The following is a 25339-nucleotide window of genomic DNA, read 5'->3' as shown; positions in this document are numbered from 1 at the left end:
ACTCAAACCAGGAACCTCTTTATTCCGGCAAAAAAACTTTAACAGCTCTCACCGTTGCTTTCAATTCATCCCGCTCAAATATCCCCAGAAACGTCCCATCCTGATCATATAACCGCAGTAGACCAGGTTGTTCTGCAGGCGGTTCGAGCAAACGCGCCGATAATTTCTGGCCCTGAAGTGCTCCCTTGGTCTGATCCGCACCCACCGTATGAGCCGGAATGGAAGAGATGGCTTCATCAACCGGAATCAACACCTCGGCTAACGTTCCATCGATCATGCGTTGTTCCACTTCTTCAAAATGAAGGCAATGATCAGCAGAAATCCCAGCCGATATCGTACGCTCCAGGTGTAGCATGGTGGACGGATATCCCAATTTTTTGCCGATATCCACGCATAACGTTCGAATGTATGTCCCTTTGGAACATAAAGCACGGAACGATATATCCGTAGTGTCGCCTTGATTCTCAATTCCTGTCAATTCCAGCTCATAGATCGTAACTTCCCGACTCTTGCGCTCTACCGTTTTTCCTTCACGAGCTAACTCGTAAAGACGTTTCCCATCCACTTTGACTGCAGAATACATAGGTGGAACCTGTGAGATGGTGCCCAGGAATTGCTCCAGCACCTGCTCAACCTGCTCCTGTGTCACCTTAACAGCCGTCTCCGACCGCTCAATAACTTCACCTGTCATATCCTCCGTGTCAGTAGACAGACCCAGTCGTAGCGTTGCCAGGTATTCCTTGGGAAGCTCCTGCATGTACTCCACCACACGTGTTGCACGTCCTAGGCAAAGCGGTAGTACGCCAGTAACTTGCGGGTCCAAAGTGCCTGTATGACCAATACGTTTCATTTTGAGAATGCGACGCATTTTGGCCACAACATCATGAGAAGTAAATCCCGCTGGTTTATACACCGGAAGTACACCTTCAAATGGTTTTACCATTGAGCATTCACCTGCTTCAGCACTAGTTCCACGATATCTTTCAACTTGCCCTCTACGCGACATCCAGCTGCGAGTACATGTCCGCCTCCACCAAAGTTCTGTGCAAGCGAGGCAACATCAACTTTACCAGCTGACCGGAGAGATACTTTCACCGCATTATCATTGATTACTTTAAAAAAGATGCCCACTTCCACACCTTGAATGTTACGTGGGTAATTGACTACCCCTTCAAGATCTTCATTAGCTGCACCACAAGCAATCATGTCTTCAGGTGTAATGACCACCCAGGCAATCTTGCCATCGTCAGTCATTTGCAGGCTTGAGAGTGCCTGGTTCAATATACGGACTTGTGGGAGCGTAACCTGCTCAAGCAAAATCTGTGCAAGATAAGGTCCATCCACACCATGTTCAAGCAATTTGGATGCAGTGGTCATCACATTAGGACTCGTATTCGCATAGCGGAATCCACCTGTATCTGTTAGCAATCCTGTATAGACTGCTGTAGCCACATCTTTATTCCACTTCACTGGGAAAAGATTGAGGAAATCAAACAGAATTTCAGCCGTTGCTGCTGCGTCTGGCTTAATGATGTTTACTGTTCCATACGCGTCATTGGTCGGATGATGATCAATATTTAAAATGACAGCATCTTCTTCGAAATAATGACGAGTCAGGCCTACCCTGGAAAAGTCTGCACAATCCACACAGATAATCGCCTTATATTTCCGCGCCGGTGGTTGTTCGGTCATGTTCACGATCTTGCCAGCTTCCCACAGAAAATTCATGCGTTGTGGAATTTCACCTTCATTAATCATCGTGAATGTCTTGCCCAGACATGACAGCAGCCAGCCCACCGTTACCGTCGAGCTGACTGCGTCACCGTCCGGCTGTACATGCGACACGACCAGGTAATCATCATGCTCCAGCAGAAATTGCTTTCCGTCCTGAAGCGCCTGTTCATAAGTGTGCATTGCCGTCTCCTTTATTCTGTTACTGGGATTCGTTCTTGTCGGTACCGATATCACCAAGCAGCTTCTCAATTCGGCTGCCATATGCAATAGATTCGTCAATCTTGAATATCAACTCGGGAACATGTCGAAAACGGATACGCTTGCCCAGTTCTGAACGCAAAAATCCATTTGCTTTTGCCAGCGCTTTAAGCGAATTATCCTTTTGTTCCTGTTCACCGAAGACACTCAGATAAACTTTGGCTTGCGACAAGTCGCCTGTCACTTCGACTCCCGTTACGGTAATAAAGCCGATACGAGGATCTTTCAGTTCAGACTGGATAAGCAGACTTAATTCTTTCTTGATCTGCTCGCCCACTCTACCTGTACGAATCTTAGCCATTGTTGTTCACCTCATGCTTCCTTGCTTATCGTTGTACTGTCTCCATAATGAAGGCTTCGATAACGTCGCCTTCTTTGAGATCATTGTATTTATCCAGCGTGATACCGCACTCGTAACCTTGGGCTACTTCTTTGGCATCATCTTTATAACGTTTCAGGGAATCCAGCTTGCCTTCGTAAAGGACGATGCCATCACGAATCAGACGTGCTTCCGCGGAACGCGTAATTTTACCGGAGGTAACCATACATCCAGCAATGGTACCGACTTTACTAATGGAGAACGTGCTACGAACTTCAGCATGACCGATTACTTTTTCTTTGTAAATCGGATCAAGCATACCTTTCATCGCTTGTTCAATTTCTTCGATAACGCTGTAGATAACGCGATGCAGACGAATGTCTACTTGCTCTTGATCTGCAGTCGCTTTCGCCTGATTATCAGGACGAACGTTGAAACCAATCACGATGGCATTGGATGCTGCAGCCAAAATGATGTCAGACTCTGTGATTGCACCAGCGCCGCTATGAATGATTTTCACGCGTACACCTTCAACTTCGATCTTCGCAAGGGAACCTTTCAATGCTTCAACCGAACCTTGTACGTCACCTTTGATGATTACGTTCAGATCTTTGATTTCACCGTCTTTGATGTGTTGGAACAGATCATCCAATGTCACACGTGTATTTGTACCCAAATCGGATTCACGTTGTGTAATGGCACGTTTGTCGGCGATAGAACGCGCTTTACGCTCATCTTCAAACACCATAAACGGATCTCCCGCACCTGGAACTTCAGTCAGACCAGTAATTTCTACAGGTGTTGAAGGTCCAGCTTCTTTTAAACGGCGACCTTTGTCATTTACCATCGCACGTACGCGACCGAAGCAGTTACCTGCAACAAAAGCATCTCCGACTTTCAGTGTACCGTGCTGTACGAGAATACGGGCAACTGGGCCACGTCCTTTATCCAGCTCGGCTTCGATCACTGTACCACGGGCACGTTTGTCCGGGTTTGCTTTGTACTCATTCACTTCTGCAACGAGCAGGATCATTTCAAGCAGACCTTCTAGACCGATTCTTTGTTTCGCCGAAACGTTAACAAAGATGGTGTCGCCGCCCCACTCTTCCGGAACGAGTTCATAGTTGGTCAATTCTTGTTTTACTTTATCCGCATCTGCACCCGGCTTGTCAATTTTGTTGACAGCTACGATAATTGGCAGCCCAGCAGCTTTGGCATGGTTAATCGCCTCAACGGTTTGTGGCATAACACCATCATCTGCAGCTACAACAATAATTGTAATATCCGTAACCTGTGCTCCACGTGCACGCATAGCAGTAAACGCTTCGTGACCTGGTGTATCTAGGAACGTAATTTTTTTGTTGTTAATTTCAACTTGATAAGCACCGATATGCTGCGTGATACCGCCTGCTTCTCCGCCCGTTACATTCGTTGAACGAATCGCATCAAGCAATGTTGTTTTACCATGGTCAACGTGACCCATGATCGTAACTACCGGAGGACGAGACTGCAAATCAGCAGGATCATCATTCTCTTCAAGTGTTTCGAAGCGGTCATCTTCAAGGACAATTTTCACTTCAACCTCAACACCGAACTCTCCAGCAAGCAGCAGGATTGTTTCGATATCAAGCTCTTGGTTAATCGTTGCCATTACACCCATCGCAATGAGTTTTTTGATAACTTCGGAAGCATCTTTATGGAGCAACTTCGCTGTTTCACCAACAGTCATGTCACCACGTACGATGATTTTCTTAGGTGTGTTATCAATTTTCTCACGTTGTTGGTACTGTTGTTGATTTCTATTGCGATTGTTCTTACCGCCACGATTACCGCGGAAGTTGCCGCCACGGTTATCGTCATAACGACGTCCACCGCCACCGCTGTTCGAACGGTTGCCGCTATTATTGTTGCTGTTGCCGGAATTACCTTGGCCGCCTCTGCGTTGGCCTTGTCCTGAGCTCTGTCCTTGGCCACCAGTACGGTTGCCGCCAGTGCCAGTGTTGCCACTGCTAGTCGGTCCTGCGCTTCTTGTTTGACCGCCACCGCTATTCGATGGACGTTGACCTGTACTTTGCGGACGGGATGCTGTACTGCTTTGTCCACCTTGAGCTGGTCTTGGACGATTACTTGATTGTCCTCCTTGGCTTGAGCCTTGGGAAGAGTTCGTTCTGTTGCGGCTGTCTTGGCCGCTAGGTCTTTGGGAGCCATTGTTATTGTTGGAATTTGGTCTATTGTTCATACCTACCTGCTTTTCCTGTTGTATTTTTGTTTGTACGGGACTACCGGATGGGTTACTGCTATTCGGCGTGTTCACTCCGCCGGCCGGCTTGTTGCTGTCCACTGTTTTGTCACTGCGCACTGACGAAGTAGCAACGGATTTTGCTTCGTTACTTTGTTTGGAAGCGGCAGTGGATTTTATATCTTTAAAAAATTGTTCCACCTTACCGACTGAACCATTCTCCATGACACTCATATGATTGTTTACGGGAATATCCAGCTTTTTAAGAATGGTTATAATTTCTTTACTACTCATATTGAGGGACTTCGCATATTCATAAACTCGCAATTTATCCTTGTTTTCCTGTTTACTCAATATACTCCACCTCCGACATTATACCGACTTGCTTGGAGATCATTTTTGCAAACCCTCGATCCGTTACTGCAAGAACAACCCGCGTTTCTTTACCGATACTTGAACCCAGACTATCCCGGTCAAATCCGATCACCAGTGGAACTTTATATGTCCCGCATTTGTCGCGAAATTTCTTTTGTGTATTGGCCGAGGCGTCACCCGCAACAATAACCATTTTAGCTTCGGAAGAACGGATCGCTTTAAGTACAATTTCTTCACCTGTCACAAGTTTGCCTGCACGCATGGAGAGTCCCAGATAAGACAATGTTTTATTATTCATCATGTTCACGCTCCTGTGCTGCTATGAATTCGTCCTCTACCGCAACGAAATCAGCTGCCAATTGCTCATAAATTTCCGGTGAGACTTTGCCCTTTAGCGCCCGATCCAAAGACCGGTTTTTGAGTGCAAGCTTAAAACAGGACTCTTTGCCGCATAAATAAGCACCACGTCCGGACTTTTTGCCAGTCAAATCGATCAGCACTTCATCCTCTGGCGTTTTAACGATACGGATCAGCTGCTTTTTGGGCATCATTTCCTGACACGCCACACATTTGCGCAGCGGTACTTTTTTAGTTTTCATACGTTAGCGCCCCCCCGTGCTTTACTTTAGTCGACGGAGACGGAATCTTGGTGCATTTCCGAAGAAGAATCTTTCTCTCTGCCGAATTCCTGTTCCGCCTGGCTCTCGCTCTTAATGTCGATTTTCCAGCCGGTCAGTTTGGCTGCCAATCGGGCATTTTGGCCTTTAATCCCAATGGCGAGGGACAGCTGATAGTCAGGAACAATAACCCGAGCCATCTTTTCTTCCTCGAATACTTGAACTTCCAATACTTTGGAAGGACTAAGTGCATTAGCCACATATTCGTCTACCTGATCGGAGAAACGAACGATGTCAATTTTTTCACCGCGCAGCTCACCCACAATGGTCTGCACGCGGATTCCCTTAGGACCTACACATGATCCAACCGGATCAACTTCCTCATTGCGGGAATGAACAGCAATCTTGGAGCGGAAGCCCGCTTCACGTGCGACGGAGCGAATCTCAACCACACCATCGAAAATTTCAGGTACTTCCAGTTCAAAGAGACGTTTCAACAAGCCCGGATGTGTACGGGACAAAATGATTTGCGGCCCTTTGGTCGTATTCTCGACCTTGGTGATGTAAGCTTTAATACGGTCACCATGAACAAACTTCTCGTTCGGCATCAATTCGGTCAGCGGCAATGCCGCTTCGATTTTGCCCAGATCGATGTAGATATTGCGCAAATCCTGACGCTGCACCACTCCCGTAACGATATCTTCTTCCTTATCAACGAAAGCGTTGTAGATCAGGCCGCGTTCGGCTTCACGAATCCGCTGGGTCACTACCTGTTTGGCAGTTTGTGCGGCGATACGTCCGAAATCACGCGGCGTAACTTCAATCTCCGCAATATCTTCCAGCTGGAAGTGTGGGTTGATCTCGCGTGCAGCAGGCAATGAAATTTCGGTACGTGAATCCAGGACTTCTTCCACGATCAATTTGCGGGCATACACCCGGATAACACCCGTATTGCGGTTCATGTCAACACGCACATTCTGGGCGGTGTTGAAATTACGCTTGTAGCTGGAGATGAGTGCTGCCTCGATCGCTTCAAACAGCACGTCCTTGCTGATCCCTTTTTCCCGCTCCAATTCATTCATTGCTTCAATAAAATCCATACTCATGAATGTTGATCCCCCTTTCAAACATGGCATCTCATACGTAAAACGGCGAAAGGCTCTAGACTCATGAGCACCTTGCCGTTATCGTGAGATGTGTCTTTTTTCATTAATAAGTGAACAAGGCACTTAAAACAGAATGGCCAGGCGCGCACTCGCAACCTTGTCATAAAGAATGGCATGCTGTTTCTTGCCTGCTTCGATCACAAGTTCCCCGTCATCAAAGGAAAGCAGCTTGCCTTCAAATTCCTTTATTCCATTTACCGGCTCGTAGGTTGTAACAAATACATTTTTACCTACGGATTTGGCAACGTCCTCTGGTTTTTTCAGTGGACGCTCCGCACCGGGAGAAGACACTTCAAGGAAATAGATGGTCGGAATCGGATCGTTCTCATCCAGCTTGGCGCTTAGCTTTTCGCTGATCAAGACACAATCATCGATGTCGATGCCACCCTCTTTGTCGACATACACCCGTAAAAACCAGTTGCTGCCTTCTTTGACGTATTCGATGTCAACCAGCTCGAAGCCTTGTTCGTTCAAGTAGGGTTGGATCATTTCTTCCACGGTAGATTTAATGTTCGTTGTGCTCAAAACCGATAACCTCCAACTTAGGTTACACCAGCAAATAATGACTGGCAATTTCTTCATTACCCAAGATTCTTGTATACCAAAGACTAAAGAGTGGGTTTCCCCACTCTTTAGAAATTCGTACTATCTCGTTCACTTCAAAAATTATAACATAGTCTGGTAATAGTGACAAGTAAGCGATCACTCAGCCATTTTAACTACTAATGAAGAAAAATTTACGTAATCACATCAAAGACCATAAATGGGTACTCAAAATGTCATTTTAGAACAAGGATAATTGATTGCTTTCCGGCAAACCGCGGAAGCATCCCATGCTCGTCAGCAATTCAACAATTGTTTTACTTGCTTTGGACTTCTGCTGGAAATCTTCAATCGAAAGGAATTCTCCATGCTCTCTTGCCGCAGCGATATTGCGTGCAGCATTATCCCCGATTCCTCCCAGGGCCGAAAACGGAGGAATAAGTGAATTTCCGTCAACAATAAACTTCGTCGCTTCCGAACGATACAGATCAATCGGCTTGAGCGAGAATCCACGTGCTGCCATTTCCAAAGCCATCTCAAGGACAGGCAGCATATTTTTTTCTTTTGGCGGTGCCTGGAAACCTAATTGTTCAATCTCTACGATCTTCCGATAGATAGGCTCATAGCCCTGACATACCAGTTCAATATCAAACTCATCCGCACGAACTGTGAAGTATGTCGCGTAGTATTCAATTGGGTGATACAGCTTAAAGAAAGCTGTACGTACTGCAGAGATAACGTAAGCGGCTGCGTGGGCCTTTGGAAACATGTACTGGATTTTAAGACAGGAATCAATGTACCATTGCGGCACTTTGCAATTTTTCATCTCATCAATCCATTCTTGCGGCAAACCACGTCCCTTACGCACACTCTCCGTAATTTTAAAGGCAAGACTGGCGTCCATGCCTGCTTTATAGATCAGGAACAACATGATATCATCCCGGCAACCAATCACCGTTTTGATGTTACAAGTTCCATTTTTAATTAGATCTTGTGCGTTACCAAGCCATACCCCCGTACCATGAGACAATCCAGAGATCTGGAGTAGATCGGCAAAAGACGAAGGCTGGGATTCGATAAGCATCTGACGTACAAACTTCGTCCCCATCTCTGGTACACCAAAAGTGGCAACTGGTGAACGAATCTGCTCTGGCGTAACGCCGAGTGCCTCGGTAGAGTTGAACATGCTCATAACCTTAGGATCATTCATCGGAATGGTCGTTGGATCGATACCTGTCAAATCCTGCAGCATCCGCATCATGGTTGGATCATCGTGCCCCAGAATATCGAGTTTTAGTAAATTCTCTTCAAAGGCGTGATAGTCAAAGTGTGTTGTTTTCCACTCCGCATTAACGTCATCCGCCGGGAATTGTACAGGCGTTACATCTTCCACTTCAATATAATCCGGTACAACAACAATACCACCGGGATGCTGTCCTGTACTACGTTTAACCCCGGTACAACCGGAGGCCAAACGGTTAAGTTCTGCTCCGCGCCATTTCTTATGATGTTCTTCCTCATATTTCTTGGCAAAACCAAATGCTGTTTTCTCAGCTACCGTACCAATTGTGCCCGCACGGAACACACTCTTTTCGCTGAAAAGCACCTTCGTATAGTTGTGGGCATGCGGTTGATAATCACCCGAGAAGTTCAAGTCAATATCGGGAACCTTGTCCCCTTTAAAGCCAAGGAAAGTCTCAAACGGAATATCCTGCCCTTCGCCTTTTAACCGGCCTCCACAATCAGGGCATTCTTTCTCAGGAAGGTCAAATCCACTCGGCACACTGCCGTCGAGGAACCACTCACTGTGCTTACACTCCGGATTCACACAAATATAGTGTGCTGGCAACGGATTAACCTCGGAAATGCCTAGGAAAGTAGCAACTACAGACGAACCAACCGATCCCCGGGAGCCGACTAGGTAGCCGTCCTGATTCGATTTTTTAACCAAACGTTCTGAGATCAGATAGTTGGCAGAAAAACCGTATTTGATGATTGGATTCAATTCTTTCTCCAGTCGTGCCACAATGACTTCCGGTAGTTCCTCACCATAAATCGACTTGGCAGTATTATAGCAGGTATTACGGATTTCATCGTCCGCACCTTCCAGAATCGGGGTGAACAGCTTGTCCGGGAACAACTTGATTTCCTCGAACCGATCCGCCAATTCAACCGTATTCGTAACAACGACTTCGTAGGCTTTATCTTGGCCCAGGTACTGGAACTCTTCCAGCATTTCATCCGTCGTTCTTAGGTGAGCATCGGGTTTACGTTGATCTTTGAGTGGGCTGAACCCTGTAATTCCGTGAATGGTGATATCCCGATATAGCTTATCGCGCGGCTCCAGATAATGCACGTTACCTGTGGCTATTACCGGTTTCCCCAATTTTTGACCAATGTCAACAACTTTACGAACAGCGAGCTTCAATTCCTCTGGTGTAGCCACCAGCCCTTTGTCCACCAAATGCATATACATTGTCAGAGGCTGGATTTCCAGAATGTCATAGAAATGCGCTATCTCTTCCGCCTCTTCAAGCGATTTGTTTAGCACAGCCTCGAAAAACTCACCTTTTTCACAACCGGATAAAATAATGAGACCTTCACGCAAATTGATCAGCTTCGACTTTGGAATACAAGGCACCCGTTTGAAATGCTCCGTATGGGAAAGTGATACCAGTTTATAAAGATTCTTTTTACCAACATCATTCAAAGCATAGATGCCGCAATGGAATGGACGCGTGTTAGAGAGATCAACTCCGACATAATCGTTAAGCCGATCAAGCATGGTCAGGCCTTTCATCTGGGCGGCATCATTAACCAATCCATTCAGTATACCTGCGAGCGCAATCGTATCATCAATCGCCCGGTGATGACTTTCCAGTGCTACTTTATATTTATCCGCCAGCGTATTCAGACGGTGGTTCTTCATTTTTGGATATAACAACCGTGCCAATTCCAACGTATCGAGGACAGGGTTCAGAAGCTCAGGCATACCAAGCTGTTTCAGCGAAGCCTGAATAAAGCCCATATCGAATCGCGCATTATGCGCAACCAATACGCCATCTCCGGCAAACTTCACAAAATCACGGATAACCGGTTCTAGCTCAGGTGCATCCTTCACCATTTCATCGTTAATGTTAGTCAACTGCTGAATGTTATATGGGATGCGCTCATGCGGATTTACAAACGTAGCAAAGCGGTCAATTTCTTTACCGTCCTCTACCTTCACAGCCGCAATTTCGATAATCTTGTTCTGGGTTACAGACAGACCTGTGGTCTCAATATCAAAGACGATATATGTCGCTGATTTGAGTTCCAATGGCTGTGGTGCCAGTACAACAGCAACTGAATCATTCACCACATTGGCCTCAAGGCCGTAGATCATTTTAATTCCGTTTTTCTTGGCCGCTTTGGATGCCTCCGGATACACCTGCACACCGCCATGATCACTTACGGCGATAGCCTTGTGTCCCCATTCCGCTGCAGTCTTTACGTATTTGTCGATCGAAGTTACGGCATCCATTGTACTCATTGTGGAGTGCAAATGGAACTCAACCCGTTTCTCTGCTGCATTATCCTTACGGGATGGTGGTGCCTTTACTTCTACCAAGTCTGAAGGAATCATGGCAAGTTCCGGAATTTGCATAAACCGGTCGTATTCTACACGGCCACGCACTTTCACCCATTTTCCATTGGCTAGTAGGCTCAGGATTTTGACATCCTCTTTTGTTTTGGCAAACATCTTCATTTGCATGGAATCTGTGAAATCCGTCAGATAAAAAGTAAACAAGGTATTCCCGTTCCGCAATTCCTTGCGATCCAGACCGAAGACCGTTCCTTGCAACGTAACCTTTTTCTCTTCATCTTGAATTTCCTGCATAGGTACAGGTGGTTCCTTGATCTCATATCCCATCTGTAAGCGAACATCGCCCTGTTCTTCCTCTTCAGGCATTTCGGAGTCCACTTCACTCATCATCTGTTCGATAACTTGAAGCTCTTCTTCCCGCTTCTTGAGTTGGAATTGTTCCATTGCCTCTTTGTTGCTTTCAACCTCACCAACCAGCAATTTGACCCGCAAGGGAAGTTGAAAATACTTGTCGTAAAAAGTAGTTATAGCCTGATCGATCTGCTTCTTCTTCGCGAGCTCCATCGACATGGCATCACTCATAGTCAATTGCAGCAGATCCGCTTCACATTCGAACTTGGTACGATTCATCCAACCATTAACAGATGGAATCTCCCGTGTAACCCACTCAAGAAACAAGTTCCAATACTCACTGACAATATCACTAATCTCGACCTGCTGACTATATTTGAAACCAAACGTAATCTTGGAAATATGATTCATTTTCTCCTGGATGTGCAGGCAAAATGTTCGATAGATTGGAGCAGGAACCAAGGTATCCTTTGCAATCACAATAGTCCAGTCGCGGTTGCTACGGCTTGTCTCCACCCGTTCAATCCATCCATCCAAAAAGTAGGGCTCTATTAGGCCAGCTGGAAGCTCCGTCTGTTTCATCAACAACTCAAATCGTTTTCTCTTCTCCTCGAATCCACTCATCGTGTTCCTCCTTGTACCCCCTTAAAACAGGAAAAGCTTCTGTATTCAAAAATGTCCCCGATCCGAACCCGCACCGACTCATTTTATCCGACAGAAGCTCTCCATTCCTTACTCTTACGGTGAATAAGTGCCGTTAGTCAGGTTATCCTGACTTAATACGCTCTTGCAAACACTACCGTGTGTTTCGCTTGTTCACCACAAGCCAAGCACGTATGCTTTTCTTCCCCAGGCTGGAACGGAATGTTCCGGCTTGTTGCACCTGTTACTTCTCTTACTTTATCTTCGCAAGCTTCTGAACCGCACCAGCCAGCCAGTGTGAACCCGCGTTTGTTCTGCATCAGTTCCTTCATCTCATCAAGCGTATCTACAGAGTAGAAGTTGTCCGACATAAACGTGCGAGCACGTTGCAGCATATCGGCTTGCACTTGAGTCAGCATAGTCTGGATTTCTTCCACCAGATTTGCTTGTTCAACGACTTTCTTCTCTCCCGTAATCCGGGAAACGAGAACACACACACCGTTCTCCATATCACGCGGGCCAATTTCGAGACGAATCGGAACACCACGCATCTCATATTCGTTGAATTTCCAGCCTGGACGAACATCACTGCGATCATCCATTTTCACACGAATTCCCGCTTGTTTCAGTTCAGCGAACAACTCGTCCGCACGGCCTACAACGGCATCACGTGTTTTTGGCGGTCCAATTGGAATCATGACCACTTGTGTTGGTGCAACTTTAGGAGGAAGAACCAGACCACGGTCATCCCCGTGAACCATGATTAACGCACCGATCAGACGTGTGCTTGTTCCCCATGAAGTGGTGTGAGCCAGTTCCAACACATTGTTGCGGCTAAGATACTGGATCTCAAATGCTTTTGCAAAATTCGTACCCATATAATGAGAAGTTCCGGCTTGTACCGCACGTCCATCCTTCATCATCGCTTCGATGGAGAAGGTGTCTACAGCACCTGCAAATTTCTCGGATTTTGTTTTCTGACCTGTAATGACGGGAATCGCCAGATATTCTTCCACAACTTCGCGGTAGATTTCAAGCATTTTCATCGTCTCTTCACGTGCTTCTTCTTCTGTCTCATGCGCCGTATGGCCCTCTTGCCACAAGAACTCGGTTGTGCGAAGGAAAGGCAGTGTTCTCTTCTCCCAGCGAACCACGTTCGCCCATTGGTTGATCAGCACCGGCAAGTCACGATACGACTTAATCCACTTGGAGTACATGTGACCAATGATGGTTTCCGAGGTTGGGCGGATCGCCAGACGCTCTTCCAGCTTTTCTCCGCCGGCTTCCGTTACCCAAGGCAATTCGGGATTGAAGCCTTCAACATGTTCTTTTTCTTTTTGGAAAAAGCTCTCGGGAATGAACATAGGGAAGTAGGCATTACGATGACCCGTTTCACGGAAACGACGGTCCATCTCATCCTTGATATGCTCCCAGATTTCGAAACCGTCTGGTTTGAAAACAATACAACCGCGTACGGGTGAATAGTCCATGAGATCAGCTTTTTTAATAACATCAATGTACCAGCGTGAGAAATCCTCGCCCTGAGGTGTAATTTCAGTCACGAACTGTTTATCATTTTCCTTTGACATAAGACTCCAGCGTCCTCCCATAACGACTATCTCTGAATAGTCAGAGCGTAGTCAAACCATAATTATCCGTTAATTAATCGTAATATATCATTGTATGTTACTGCTAGCATCAGTACAAACAACATCGCGAAGCCGACAAAATGAACCATGCCTTCCCGGTTGGGGTCAACAGGTCTGCCTCGCAGACCTTCAATTCCGAGGAATACAAGACGGCTTCCGTCTAGCGCAGGAATCGGCAACAGGTTGAAAATACCGAGGTACAGACTCAGAATAGCTGCCCATCTCGTCAACTGTTCAATACCCTGCTTCGCAATTTGGCCTGTTACTTCAAAAGTACGCACAGGACCACCAATATCATCCATGTTAAACTGATTGATCAAATGTTTGAAGCCTTCAAAGATTACTCTGGTTGTATCGACCATCGCTATCCCTGACACTTTAAAGGTTTCTACAAATCCAACAGATCGGGTTGGCAGTGTTGGCACAATTCCGACCTTACCGCCTTCTTGACCTTCTACTGCACGAGGTGTGATCGTTATATTAAACGTTTCATTCCCCCGACGCAGTGTCCATTCCATCGGTTTGTCTTTGGAATCGGCAATCATCGTCACCATTTTTTGCGAATCCGTACCAATAGCAGTACCATTGATCGTCTCAATGATATCTCCCTTTTGCAAATTCGCCTGGTAGGCAGCTCCACCTTCAAGCACTTCACCAATTTCCAGATTTTTCGGATTTTCAACTGGAACCCCAGCCATTTGTGCATAGACTGCAAATAAAACAAATGCCAGGATGAAATTCATGAGTGGTCCGGCAAAAATCGCCATTGCCCGCTGACCCACCGTTTTACTGCCAAATTGGCGATCTTTCGGTGCAATCTGGGTTTGTTTTCCACGACTAACCAACATCGCTTGCGGATGTATCCGGTACTGCTGAATTTCACCATCCACATCGAGTTGCAATTTCAATGCATTCTCCATATCAATAGAGATCACTTCACCACGAATTACATTTTTGCGATTATCCAATTGATCGAGGTAGATCATTTTGACTTGGTCATCAGCCGACCTTACTGCAATGGTCTGACCTTCTTGAATTTCTACCAGTTCCGGGTCTTCCCCAGCCATACGTGCATATCCGCCAAAAGGCAGCAAACGCAGTGTGAACTGGGTCTCGTTTCTTTTATATGAGAACAATTTGGGACCAAAACCGATCGCAAATTCCCGTACAAGAATACCGGCGCGTTTGGCAAAATAATAATGTCCCCATTCATGAACCGTCACGATGACAAAGAACATGAGCACCGTTAGAAATACCACTTGTATGGTTTCCAATCCCTATCCATCCTCCTTCACGGCACGAACCGCAGTCTGTCCCTTTAGATTATCATTATTCTCTGATGCCGCACAAGAGAATCACTTCTTCCATTTTATCTTGAAAAAAGAGATTACAGACTGAACGCAAGTTGACGGCTCTCCTGATCACATCTTGCGATTTCCTCTAGATCAGGCCCGTCCACATTGCGGTGTGCTTCCAGCACAGAAGCAATAATATCCTCTATTTTAAGGAACGAAATCTCTTTACGCAAGAAACGCGCTACGGCAACCTCGTTGGCTGCATTAAACGCCGTTGTTGCGGTTCCCCCCATTTTACCACACTCGTATGCCATTCTTAAACAAGGGAACCGTTCCATATCCATCTCACGGAAATGCAGCTTGCCCACTTGCGTTAGGGAGAGACGTTGTGAAGGCGATGGTAAGCGGTCTGGATAGGTCAGTGCATACTGAATGGGAACGCGCATGTCCGGATTGCCAAGCTGCGCAATAATGCTCGTATCATTAAACTCCACGTAGGAATGAATGATGCTCTCCGGGTGAAGCAATACATCAATCTGATCATAACTTAGTCCAAAAAGCCAATGCGCTTCAATAACTTCCAGACCTTTATTCACCATCGTTGCAGAGTCTATCGTGATCTTCGATCCCATGGACCAATTCGGATGTTTGAGTGCATCTTCTACAGTAACTTCCTTTAGCTGTTCACGAGTCAAATCACGGAATGATCCTCCAGAGGCCGTAAGTGTAATTCCCATCACACGTTCACGAGGTTCACCATTCAAGCATTGGAAGATAGCCGAGTGCTCACTATCCACAGGCAGAATCGGTACCCCTTTCGCAGCCGCTCTGGCAGTAACAATATGTCCTGCTGTAATTAGCGTCTCTTTGTTAGCCAGTCCGATCTGTTTGCCTGCATCAATAGCAGCCAGGGTCGACTCAAGCCCAACACTCCCCATTACAGCAGTAACAACCGTATCTGCATCCGTTCCGGCAGCAACTTCAACCAGTCCTTCTTTGCCATAAAAAAGCTGTGTTTCGACAGGTAAGTGCGGTGCCACGGTCTCTGCTAACTCTTTTGAGCCAACTGATACCTTTTTGGGTCGATAACGCTTTGCTTGCTCAATCAGCAGCTCTATATTGCTACCAGCAGCCAGTCCCTCTACTTGAAAGCGTTCGGGATGCATATCGACTACATCCAGTGTCTGAGTTCCAATGGAACCGGTTGACCCGAGAATCGCAATTTTTTTCATGCTGCACCTCATCTTTATTTATCCAATGCCTATGACGAATAGTTCGTCATATGGCTTGTGCTCATTTTTAATAGGGCAGAAGCATTAGTATATGTACGAATGGAAAAACGACAATCCAGCTGTCGCATCGATCCAGAATACCGCCATGCCCCGGGAGCAAAGTGCCGGAATCTTTGATGTTATACACACGTTTGTAAGCAGATTGAATCAGATCTCCCATTTGTCCTACAACCGCGCATGCAATTCCAATCCATACCGCTCTTTGCCAAGACAACAAGCCGTCTGACACCAATGCAAAAACAACAGAAGTGACTACCGCGATCACAACACCACCCAGTGCACCTTCCACCGTTTTGTTAGGACTGATCGACGGCCAAAGTTTGTTCTTCCCGATAAGTTTCCCTACAAAATATGCACCTGCATCACTTGCCCATATGGAGCCCAGAAGCAGAAACGTCCAGAACAACCCATGATGCAAATGTCTCGATTCCGCGATGTAATAAAAACCGATCCCAATATACATTACTCCAAGAAAGAGCATGGCAATAGTGTTTACAGGAATCTTGTTTTTAGTTACCACAGAGGCCGTCATTAATACAAGCATCACAAGCCATCCGATCTGGAATAACGTTAGTGGTCTGGCTTCCCAAACCATTTCCCAAGGAAACACAATCGCAAAGATACCTGCATAACCGATTAGGGCTACACCTGAAAAAGGCTGTACCCCGGTCATTTTTACAAATTCATAATAACCGATGAGAGCCATAAGCAGTACCAAGCCATGGTACCAGGGTCCGCCCAGCATGCAAAAACCCAAAAACAATACACCTGCTATGATTCCTGTCTTTAATCGCTGTTTCAACGGCTTCATCCTCCATCTATTTCAAACCGCCGTAACGCCTTGTTCTGCGCTGATATTCGGCTACTGCTTCAAGCAAATGCTTTTTGCCAAATTCGGGCCAGTATATATCCGTAAACCATAATTCGCTATATGCAAGCTGCCAAAGCATGAAATTGCTTAATCTCAACTCTCCGCTCGTCCGGATCAGCAAATCCGGATCAGGCATATCTCCAGTGAGCATATGTCTGTCAATGAGTTCAGGCGTAATGTCGTCTGCCGATAGTTCCCCCGACTTTACCTGCAGAGCGATCTGTTTGACACAGTCCGTCATTTCGCGACGACTTCCGTAGTTCATTGCAAAATTCAAAACAAGCCCTGTGTTATGTTCCGTAAGACGAATAGCTTCACGCAAAGCATTAATAGTATGGGAAGGCAAGTGCTCCTCCTGGCCCATCATACGGATGCGTACATTTTTTTCTATAAGCTCATCCAGCTCTATCGCCAAAAATTCTTGCGGAAGCCGCATCAGAAAATCCACTTCTTCTTTTGGACGCGTCCAGTTTTCTGTCGAAAAAGCGTACATCGTCAGATATTTGATGCCCAGTTCATCCGCCGCGATGGTCGCACGTTTGACCGCCTTCATCCCATTCTGGTGGCCAGCTATTCGTGGGAGACCCAAACGTTTCGCCCATCGTCCATTGCCGTCCATAATGATGGCGACGTGCTGCGGAATATTATCCTCGGATATAGTCAGCGTTTCCTGCTTGTCAGCCCCATTCCACCACGACCGAACCCGTTTGATCATTCCTGTTCCTCCAAAATCCCTGAAGTTTCTTCACCTGAAGCTTGGAAAAAGAGACAAAACCCCACCGTATTGGAGGGGCTGCGCTTGTCTTACACTTCCATGATTTCTTTTTCTTTGGCAGCGAGTACCTTATCGACTTCAGCAATAAACTTGTCGGTCGATTTTTGGATATCGTCCTGATGTCTCCGGGATTCATCCTCGGAAATGTCTGACTTCTCCATTTTCTTAATGTCATCATTCGCATCACGGCGAATGTTACGAATCGCTACTTTACCTTCTTCACCGAACTTCTTCGTCAGCTTCACAAGTTCCGCTCTGCGTTCTTCCGTCAATGCCGGAATAGACAAACGGATCATGCTACCATCATTGGCTGGAGTAAGACCCAGATCCGATTTCATGATGGCACGCTCGATATCACCCATGGAAGATTTGTCCCAAGGTTGAATCATCAGTGTACGGGAATCCGGAGTACTGATATTAGCGAGTTGATTCAATGGCGTCATAGCCCCATAATACTCTACCTGAACTCGGTCCAGAAGAGCTGGAGTTGCGCGGCCTGCACGCAAAGTAGCCAGGTCACGACGCAATGCTTGAATTGCTTTTTCCATACGCTCTTCGGCATGTTGTTTAACCGCTTGTGGCATTAATCTACACTCCCTTTAACGATTGTTCCGATACGTTCACCCAGAACAACACGCTTGATGTTACCTTGTTCCGTAATGGCAAATACGATCAACGGGATGTTGTTGTCCTTACAAAGCGAGGATGCCGTCGAATCCATTACACCAAGGTCTTTGTTAAGAATATCCATGTAAGTCAACTGATCAAATTTCACAGCTGTACTGTCCTTAAACGGATCTGCTGAGTATACACCATCGACTTTATTTTTGGCCATCAAGATGACTTCTGCTTCGATCTCTGCTGCGCGCAGTGCTGCTGTTGTATCGGTGGAGAAGAACGGGTTACCTGTACCTGCTGCAAAAATAACAACCCGGCCTTTCTCCAGATGACGAATAGCTCTACGACGAATATAAGGCTCTGCAATTTGTTGCATGGCAATCGATGTCTGTACGCGTGTAGGCACTTCAATCTGTTCCAGTGCATCTTGCAGGGCGAGCGAGTTCATAACCGTCGCCAGCATCCCCATATAATCGGCAGTTGCTCTATCGATGCCGTTTTCGCTACCGGCAATTCCGCGCCAGATGTTTCCGCCGCCGCATACGATAGCAACCTGTACACCTAATTCAACTACTTCTTTTACTTGCTGGGCAATCGACGAGATCGTCTCTGCATCAATACCGTAGCCATTTTGACCGGAAAGAGACTCTCCGCTGACCTTTAAGACAACACGTTTAAATACTGGCTGTTCCAATTATTCACCCTCCACTTTGAATTGAACACGCTCGATGTTCAACCAACAAAACTCCTCGCGCATGGCCTCCTGCTTAAAAAGAAAGGAACACAGTTGTGTTCCGCTCTTTTAGGAAAAACGTTTAACCGGTAAGGCACTGTTTTCCTGAGATATAAGGGAGTTTACGCTTCGAAGTTTCATCATTCTTATATCTTCGAAAATCAATCCTGCTTGCCGGTTTAGTAAAACCGTCTCATTTGTTTACTTGGGACATTACTTCTTCTACGAAGTTGTCTACTTTTTTCTCAAGACCTTCACCCAGTTCGTAACGAACGAAACGACGGATGGAGATATTTTCACCAATTTGGCTGATTTTTTCGTTCAGCAATTGGGAGATCGTTTTGTCTGGATCTTTAACGAAAGTTTGCTCCATCAGGCAGTACTCTTCGTAGTATTTACCGATACGGCCTTCAACCATTTTTTCAATGATTTTCTCTGGTTTGCCTTCATTAAGAGCTTGAGCTTTCAGGATTTCTTTTTCTTTTTCCAGCTCATCTGTAGGAACTTCTTCGCGTTTAACGAATTTAGGATTAGCTGCAGCGATTTGCATAGCTACATCTTTAACGAAATCCTTAAATTGATCCGTTTTACCAACGAAGTCAGTTTCACAGTTAACTTCAACCAAGACACCAATGCGTCCACCAGCGTGGATGTAAGATTCTACAACGCCTTCAGTTGCTGCACGGCCTGCTTTGCTTGCTGCTGCAGAAAGACCTTTCTCACGCAACAATTCAGCTGCTTTTGTTACATCACCGTTTGCTTCTTCCAGTGCTTTTTTACAATCGAGCATACCAGCGCCCGTTCTTTCGCGAAGTTCTTTTACTGCACTCGCATTAACTGCCATTATAAATTCCCTCCAACATTAAGTATTGTACGTACACTCTAAAAAAAGGGCAGTGAGAGGTTATCCACCTGCCAACCACCCTTTTCATTTAGTTTATAACATATGTTCGAATCTATTAAGCGGAAGTTTCTTCGCCTTGGTTAGCTTCGATTACTGCGTCAGCCATTTTACCTGTCAGCAATTTAACAGCGCGGATCGCGTCGTCATTACCTGGGATAACATAATCGATCTCGTCCGGATCGCAGTTAGTATCAACGATACCTACAATTGGGATACCCAATTTGCGAGCTTCCGCAACAGCGATACGCTCTTTGCGTGGATCGATGATGAACAGGGCGCTTGGCAGGCCTTTCATATTTTTAATACCGCCCAAGAATTTCTCCAGACGATCTTTTTCTTTGCGAAGCAAGATTACTTCTTTTTTAGGCAATACAGCGAATGTACCGTCTTCTTCCCAAGCTTCCAACTGTTTCAAACGATCAATACGTTTTTGAATAGTTTGGAAGTTAGTCAGGGTACCGCCGAGCCAGCGTTGGTTAATGTAGAATTGACCAGCACGTTCAGCTTCTTCTTTAACGGAATCTTGAGCTTGTTTCTTAGTACCCACGAAAAGAATTTTACCATTCTCTCCTGCGATTCCTTTAACGAAATTGTAAGCCTCTTCGACTTTTTTCACCGTTTTTTGCAAATCGATGATGTAAATTCCGTTTCTTTCAGTGAAGATATAACGATCCATTTTTGGGTTCCAACGACGAGTTTGGTGACCGAAGTGTACCCCAGCTTCGAGAAGCTGCTTCATGGAGATTACTGCCATCTTCACACACCTCCTAATATGGTTTTTATTGTGTCCTCCGCCGGCATCATTTTTCGCCAAGACTCTCCATCAGGAAAGCACCCTCAACAAAATTAGCACATGCGTGTGTTTTAACACCGTTATCTAATATAGCATAACTGATTGCCTGATGCAACAGTCTTTCAAAGCAAATTTCCGTTCCTTCATGGCGACACAAAACTTGTCATTATTTATACAAAAAAACCGCCCTGCCTGAGCGCACTCAGTTTGACGGTTCTTTTGTAATCTTGGCAATAATAGATTTGAAACTTTCGCCTTTTTCCAAGTCATAGGTCCCGACTTGTATTTTGGTATTAATTCGCTCTGCTCTGCCAGCCTTAATAAAAGCTTGTGCACTATCTACAATACCGGCTTTCTCCAAATTCCCCGCCACAATGGCCAGACTGTTTCCTGAACGTACTTTGAAAGATACGGTAGCCGCAACTTCGGGACTGTTAGGAGTTGACGGCTCGATCGTCTCTGGCTGAGTGACTTCGTTCTGTTTGTCGCTTTCATTGTTGACAGGTTGCTTTGGATTGTCGGGTTGCTCCGGTTTCACAGCAGAATCTGTGGCTTCAGGTGCCGTTGCCGTTTTTCCCTGTAGTTCACTGCTTTCCTGTTTCTTCTTATTTACCCACTCAGCCTCTGTATACAGCTCATCATCAGAAGCTATAAGCTTCATATCCATGCTCTTGGCGGCCGATTCCAGCTGTTCCTTCGTCAGGTTGGCTGTAGCCAGCTCGGGGTCGAGACTACTCTCAGACAATGCGTTTTGTCCAACCGTTGCCAGCTGCAGCAATACCGCACCAACAATCATGCCACTTCCAAGTCCAATCCATAAGGAGCGCTTGTCCATCTGTTAGCTCTCCTCCCGTTCTGCCAGCTGCAAAATCAGCTGTACTTCTCCACGTTGTATGCCCGTCTGCTTGGCAATAGCATCCACTGACTTTCCTTCGGCATATAAATTAAACAACTCTGCATATCGGTCCTTAATGGATTCACGTAGAGGCGTAGATTCTTGTTCAGAGGTCTGCTCTTCTGCTTCTGACACCTGTTGGGCCGAATCTGCTCGCACACTGTCTACAAGCGCTTGAGCTTGCAATCCGCTTGTGCTATGTACCGGAATTATATTGGAGGATGCGTCTGCTTCTGTCGTTTTACTTTCTTCCAGTTGATCCAGCCTCCGCTGTAATTCCTGAAGCTGTGATTGCATACGCTGATCTGCCGCCGTCGCCTCACCCTTCATTTCAGCAACACGCTGAATGAGAGCATCATTGTCGTTTTCTATCTCAGCCATATAATGTTCAAGCGTAGATTCCATCTCTTGCACCAGGTGATGCCCAGGCTCCTGCACTTTGTTTTTCTTGGGCATGATAAGCGCATATGCAATTGCGCAGGCTCCTAATATGACAATAATGATCCATGGTGACAAATTGGGTTCTCTCCTTTTAATGCAGCCATCGGTGCTCAAGACTACATGTGAGTCACATGTCATCCATTACAACGACAGGTCAATATGTTTTCCTTTGTATGGATGCTCGGCAGGTTTGACAGTTTCCAGCGCTGAAGTAGCTTCAGGTTCGTTGGAGCCGCTCTGCTGCTCTTTGTTTCTAGATTGACCATCGTGTACATCTGTGTGCGCTGTTTCATCCAGCGCCTCGCTTCGTTGCCTTGCTTCATTTGCTTCTTTGGCCGTTTGTTCCGCTAGCAGGGTCTGGTCAATGACCGGTCTCTGCTGGGCTTCATTCTGATAACGCCCCGCCTCACTTGTTCTAGGTACGGCAATCTGCAATTCAACCGCTTTGAAACTCATACGCTCACCTCACGGTATCGAATGGATTTCTTCATGTGCTTGAATGCTGTACTTAAACGAATGGAACCATCGTTATATCCCCATCGTGATAATAAAAAGATATTCGACTTACCGGATCTTTAATAAATTTGGTGTATCTGCCGATAACTATTCTAGAGCCTCCATAAATCATCTTATGAATATCAACGCGAGCCCTGCTTGTATCTTCAAGAACCTTCTCAATTTCAAAGATACGTGTTTTGGTTTCCTCGCTAAGACGAAGGGCAGATTTTTGTGTAGCACTCAGTTTGATTCGCATGGACATTCTATCCGGGCTCAGTTGGCCTGCAGCAGCTAACTGATCCAATAATGTCAAAGCTTTTTTCGTTTTATCCAAAGCATCCATCTGCTCTCTGACTTCCTTACGCAAGTCACTCAACTCATTACGGAGCTTAGGCAATACCCCTACTTCAATGGAAGTCACAGTAGACATACTGTTGCCGACGACGCGTGCTGAGACGTTTTCTCCAGCCTGGATCGACCCGCCAACGATAAGTCCTTTGGTGCCTTCACAGATTACCGCATGACCTGCACGAATCGTGGAATGCATAATACTTTGGGATACCAGGACATTTTCAGCCGCATCGACGTTGCCTTCTTGAATAAAGGTACATTTCACATTATGTCCTGCTTGTATAAGCCCTTTGTTATAACCAATAATACCGCCGGTAATTTCGACAGAGCCACCTGCTTCCAGCTCCGCTCCCTCGACACCTCCGACGACACGTATATCCCCTGCCGCTTTTACTTTAAATCCGGTAAGCACATTGCCGCGAATGACAACTTTACCCACAAAATCGATGTTACCGGTGTTATAATCCACATCGCCATTGACCTCGTATACCGGAAACACATTCAATTTGTTGCCGTCTGTTTTGGTAACCAATCCATCCAGGGCGGCATACATAGCAGATCCATCAGGGTTAACGACAACATTTTTCCCCACTTTGAAGCGTGCTTCTTTCCCTGGACGAAATGGTATTTCTTCACCTGTTACAGCCCTTCCCACCGTGCCGTCCACAGGAGGAATTCGTTCGGCAATGATTTGACCTGTTCGAACATTGTTTAAGCGAGTCACTTCTTTGTAATCGACTGTTCCGTTCTCTGCTTCCAAAGGTCGCCGTTCATTGGAATCGTCCATGCCCACTAGCACTTTAATAAAGCCATTCGTTCCCGGTACTGGTTTAATACCTTCGGCAATCTTGTATTGATCCTTCACATAAGTCTCAGGATGACTCACAAAAACAAGCAACGCTTCGCGCAGCACACCATACTTAATACCCTGACTCGCTATAAATTTTTCGAGTTCATCCGGTGTACAGGTAAAACCTTCTTCCTGTTTGGAAAATTCAAGGTAGGCCGTACTTTTATCATCTGATAAAACAATGCTCAAACACTGTTCCAAAACAGTCTGCTGTGTCAATGCATTTCTTCCCCCTTTAGACTTTCCACTCCCCAATATCCAATGTTAAAGCTCTCTATTCATATATTACTATATTAATCTTTACGCATAAGCAAGTCTTTCTGTTTATCCAATGTTCCACGTAACCGTAAGATGGCCTTTGAGTGCAGCTGCGAGATACGTGACGGAGAAAGAGACATTACCTCAGCAATCTCGCTAAGAGAAAGATCTTCATAATATAAAAGTGAAACAACCGTTCTCTCTTTGACAGTCAATTTTTCAAGCCCTTGCACTAAAGCTTCTTTTAAGTAGAATTCATTTACTTTATAATCCGGGTTTTTGGCTTTTTCATCGACCATTAATGAAAGTCGAGTCTCAGACTCTTCTTCACGAATCGGGTCTTCCAGAGAGCAAAGCGACATAACAGCCACTTCCTGAAGCATATGTTGAAAGTCTTTCGTAGACACGTCGAGATATTGACTCATTTCTTCGTCACTAACAGAGCGCAAATATGTCTGCTCTAGTTGCTGGTAAGCATCTTCAATCCGCTTCGCTTTCTCACGCACAGAACGAGGAACCCAATCTCCCTGACGCAAACCATCAAGGATTGCACCGCGCACCCGCCAGGATGCGTACGTCTCAAATTGAAGACCACGTTCATAGTCAAATTTCTCCAACGCATCAATCAATCCCATAACTCCATTGCTCTCCAGATCATCTTTCGGGACATTTTTGGGCAGACCAACAGCCAAACGCCCGGATACATAGTTTACAATATGAAGATATTTTTCGATCAAACTTTTCTTGGCTTCAAGATCGCCTTGTTCTTTCCACTTTTCCCACAAGTCAGCATGGTTCAAATGTGAAGCTTTACGCTCGTTCAATTGCTTTCACCCTCCTTATTTGTCTGTCAGGTGACGAACGGCCTGCGCCAACTCCTCCGGATCTTTGGTCCGGACAAGTTTAGGCGGATCCAAAGGGGCAAATCCCGTTGGAGCTTTCGTCTCAGATGGTGGAAGGTTCTCCCCAGAGGAGGCGTTCTGTCCATGTTTGAGCAAGTCGTTCAGCTCTTGTCCATCGTCTTCGAGTTTAATGTCCACCTGTGAACCTCTTAGTTCTTGAGCGCCCGGTGAATCATAACCATACCCATTCCCCTCTGATGAAGGGTTCAGCAGCAATCCCAGTCCCCAGCGTAAACCATAAGCAAGGACAAACCAGGCTACAAAGCCGATCAACCCGCGTATTAAGCTGGTCATCAACACATTGCTGCTGTATGCTACAAAAAAGGTCAGAATAAATCCGACTATGCCTGCTCCAAGATTAATACGGTAGTTTCCTATCATGTC

At 46.0% G+C, this 25339-nt stretch carries 24 protein-coding genes; all 24 read right to left on the bottom strand.

All coding sequences use genetic code 11. The features are described 5' to 3' along the window. Positions 1-19 precede the first annotated feature (19 nt). The 24 genes from truB to PTQ21_RS16615 all read right to left on the bottom strand — a co-directional run bounded on the left by truB (position 20) and on the right by PTQ21_RS16615 (position 25336). Positions 20-943, bottom strand: coding sequence for a tRNA pseudouridine(55) synthase TruB (gene truB, locus PTQ21_RS16730; RefSeq protein ID WP_063566374.1), 924 nt, complete (start codon positions 941-943; stop codon positions 20-22). Next, complete coding sequence (locus PTQ21_RS16725; protein ID WP_064639046.1) at positions 937-1914, bottom strand: DHH family phosphoesterase; 978 nt, start codon at positions 1912-1914, stop codon at positions 937-939. Before PTQ21_RS16725 ends, truB begins: the two co-directional genes overlap by 7 nt. Before the next feature lie 19 nt (positions 1915-1933). After that, a complete protein-coding gene (rbfA, locus tag PTQ21_RS16720; RefSeq protein ID WP_063566376.1) occupies positions 1934-2293 on the bottom strand; it encodes a 30S ribosome-binding factor RbfA in 360 nt (119 codons plus the stop codon). Between the two features lie 25 nt (positions 2294-2318). Continuing rightward, positions 2319-4904 carry a translation initiation factor IF-2 gene (gene infB, locus PTQ21_RS16715; protein WP_063566377.1) on the bottom strand — a complete coding sequence of 862 codons (2586 nt, stop codon included), beginning with the start codon at positions 4902-4904 and terminating at the stop codon, positions 2319-2321. Further along, positions 4897-5226 carry a YlxQ family RNA-binding protein gene (locus tag PTQ21_RS16710; RefSeq protein ID WP_029880929.1) on the bottom strand — a complete coding sequence of 110 codons (330 nt, stop codon included), beginning with the start codon at positions 5224-5226 and terminating at the stop codon, positions 4897-4899. The genes infB and PTQ21_RS16710 overlap by 8 nt, the downstream gene beginning before the upstream one ends. Next, positions 5216-5524 (bottom strand): RNase P modulator RnpM, encoded by a 309-nt coding sequence (gene rnpM, locus PTQ21_RS16705; RefSeq protein WP_053783828.1) that lies wholly within the window; start codon positions 5522-5524, stop codon positions 5216-5218. The genes PTQ21_RS16710 and rnpM overlap by 11 nt, the downstream gene beginning before the upstream one ends. Positions 5525-5550: 26 nt before the next feature. After that, positions 5551-6648: a transcription termination factor NusA gene (gene nusA / locus PTQ21_RS16700; protein WP_063566378.1), complete on the bottom strand. Its 1098-nt coding sequence runs from the start codon at positions 6646-6648 to the stop codon at positions 5551-5553. Positions 6649-6771: 123 nt separating this feature from the next. Next, positions 6772-7233 (bottom strand): ribosome maturation factor RimP, encoded by a 462-nt coding sequence (gene rimP, locus PTQ21_RS16695; protein ID WP_062326086.1) that lies wholly within the window; start codon positions 7231-7233, stop codon positions 6772-6774. Between the two features lie 259 nt (positions 7234-7492). Next, positions 7493-11812 carry a PolC-type DNA polymerase III gene (locus PTQ21_RS16690; protein ID WP_274566403.1) on the bottom strand — a complete coding sequence of 1440 codons (4320 nt, stop codon included), beginning with the start codon at positions 11810-11812 and terminating at the stop codon, positions 7493-7495. A gap of 152 nt (positions 11813-11964) precedes the next feature. Continuing rightward, positions 11965-13419, bottom strand: coding sequence for a proline--tRNA ligase (gene proS, locus PTQ21_RS16685; protein ID WP_090949120.1), 1455 nt, complete (start codon positions 13417-13419; stop codon positions 11965-11967). Positions 13420-13481: 62 nt separating this feature from the next. Beyond that, entirely contained in the window at positions 13482-14753 is a 1272-nt protein-coding gene (gene rseP, locus PTQ21_RS16680) for an RIP metalloprotease RseP (protein ID WP_063566381.1), read from the bottom strand. A gap of 113 nt (positions 14754-14866) precedes the next feature. Continuing rightward, on the bottom strand, positions 14867-16006 hold the full coding sequence (locus tag PTQ21_RS16675) for a 1-deoxy-D-xylulose-5-phosphate reductoisomerase (RefSeq protein ID WP_090805422.1): 1140 nt from the start codon (positions 16004-16006) through the stop codon (positions 14867-14869). A gap of 67 nt (positions 16007-16073) precedes the next feature. Then, complete coding sequence (locus PTQ21_RS16670; RefSeq protein ID WP_274566400.1) at positions 16074-16868, bottom strand: phosphatidate cytidylyltransferase; 795 nt, start codon at positions 16866-16868, stop codon at positions 16074-16076. Positions 16869-16884: 16 nt separating this feature from the next. Beyond that, positions 16885-17652: an undecaprenyl pyrophosphate synthase gene (locus PTQ21_RS16665; protein ID WP_063566384.1), complete on the bottom strand. Its 768-nt coding sequence runs from the start codon at positions 17650-17652 to the stop codon at positions 16885-16887. Positions 17653-17741: 89 nt separating this feature from the next. Beyond that, positions 17742-18296, bottom strand: a complete 555-nt coding sequence (gene frr / locus PTQ21_RS16660) for a ribosome recycling factor (RefSeq protein ID WP_063566385.1) — start codon at positions 18294-18296, stop codon at positions 17742-17744. Next, entirely contained in the window at positions 18296-19024 is a 729-nt protein-coding gene (gene pyrH / locus PTQ21_RS16655) for a UMP kinase (RefSeq protein ID WP_024630245.1), read from the bottom strand. Before pyrH ends, frr begins: the two co-directional genes overlap by 1 nt. 232 nt (positions 19025-19256) lie before the next feature. Next, positions 19257-19907, bottom strand: coding sequence for a translation elongation factor Ts (tsf, locus tag PTQ21_RS16650; protein ID WP_017689154.1), 651 nt, complete (start codon positions 19905-19907; stop codon positions 19257-19259). 115 nt (positions 19908-20022) lie between these two features. Continuing rightward, on the bottom strand, positions 20023-20721 hold the full coding sequence (gene rpsB, locus PTQ21_RS16645; RefSeq protein ID WP_017689155.1) for a 30S ribosomal protein S2: 699 nt from the start codon (positions 20719-20721) through the stop codon (positions 20023-20025). A 241-nt stretch (positions 20722-20962) separates the two neighbouring features. Further along, a complete protein-coding gene (locus PTQ21_RS16640; RefSeq protein WP_072732411.1) occupies positions 20963-21595 on the bottom strand; it encodes an endolytic transglycosylase MltG in 633 nt (210 codons plus the stop codon). 3 nt (positions 21596-21598) lie between these two features. Then, the gene (locus PTQ21_RS16635) at positions 21599-22171 is read right to left on the bottom strand and encodes a DUF6115 domain-containing protein (RefSeq protein ID WP_063566387.1); all 573 of its coding nucleotides are present in this window, start codon (positions 22169-22171) and stop codon (positions 21599-21601) included. A 66-nt stretch (positions 22172-22237) separates the two neighbouring features. Beyond that, on the bottom strand, positions 22238-22552 hold the full coding sequence (locus PTQ21_RS16630) for a hypothetical protein (protein WP_072732410.1): 315 nt from the start codon (positions 22550-22552) through the stop codon (positions 22238-22240). Positions 22553-22604: 52 nt separating this feature from the next. After that, complete coding sequence (locus tag PTQ21_RS16625; RefSeq protein ID WP_274566398.1) at positions 22605-24014, bottom strand: flagellar assembly protein A; 1410 nt, start codon at positions 24012-24014, stop codon at positions 22605-22607. 74 nt (positions 24015-24088) lie between these two features. Continuing rightward, positions 24089-24877 (bottom strand): FliA/WhiG family RNA polymerase sigma factor, encoded by a 789-nt coding sequence (locus PTQ21_RS16620; protein WP_072732409.1) that lies wholly within the window; start codon positions 24875-24877, stop codon positions 24089-24091. A 15-nt stretch (positions 24878-24892) separates the two neighbouring features. After that, positions 24893-25336: a hypothetical protein gene (locus PTQ21_RS16615; protein WP_064639054.1), complete on the bottom strand. Its 444-nt coding sequence runs from the start codon at positions 25334-25336 to the stop codon at positions 24893-24895. Positions 25337-25339 lie beyond the last annotated feature (3 nt).

It is taken from the genome of Paenibacillus marchantiae, from assembly GCF_028771845.1.
Lineage (GTDB): Bacteria > Bacillota > Bacilli > Paenibacillales > Paenibacillaceae > Paenibacillus > Paenibacillus marchantiae.
This window is presented reverse-complemented; position numbering and strand designations above follow the sequence as displayed.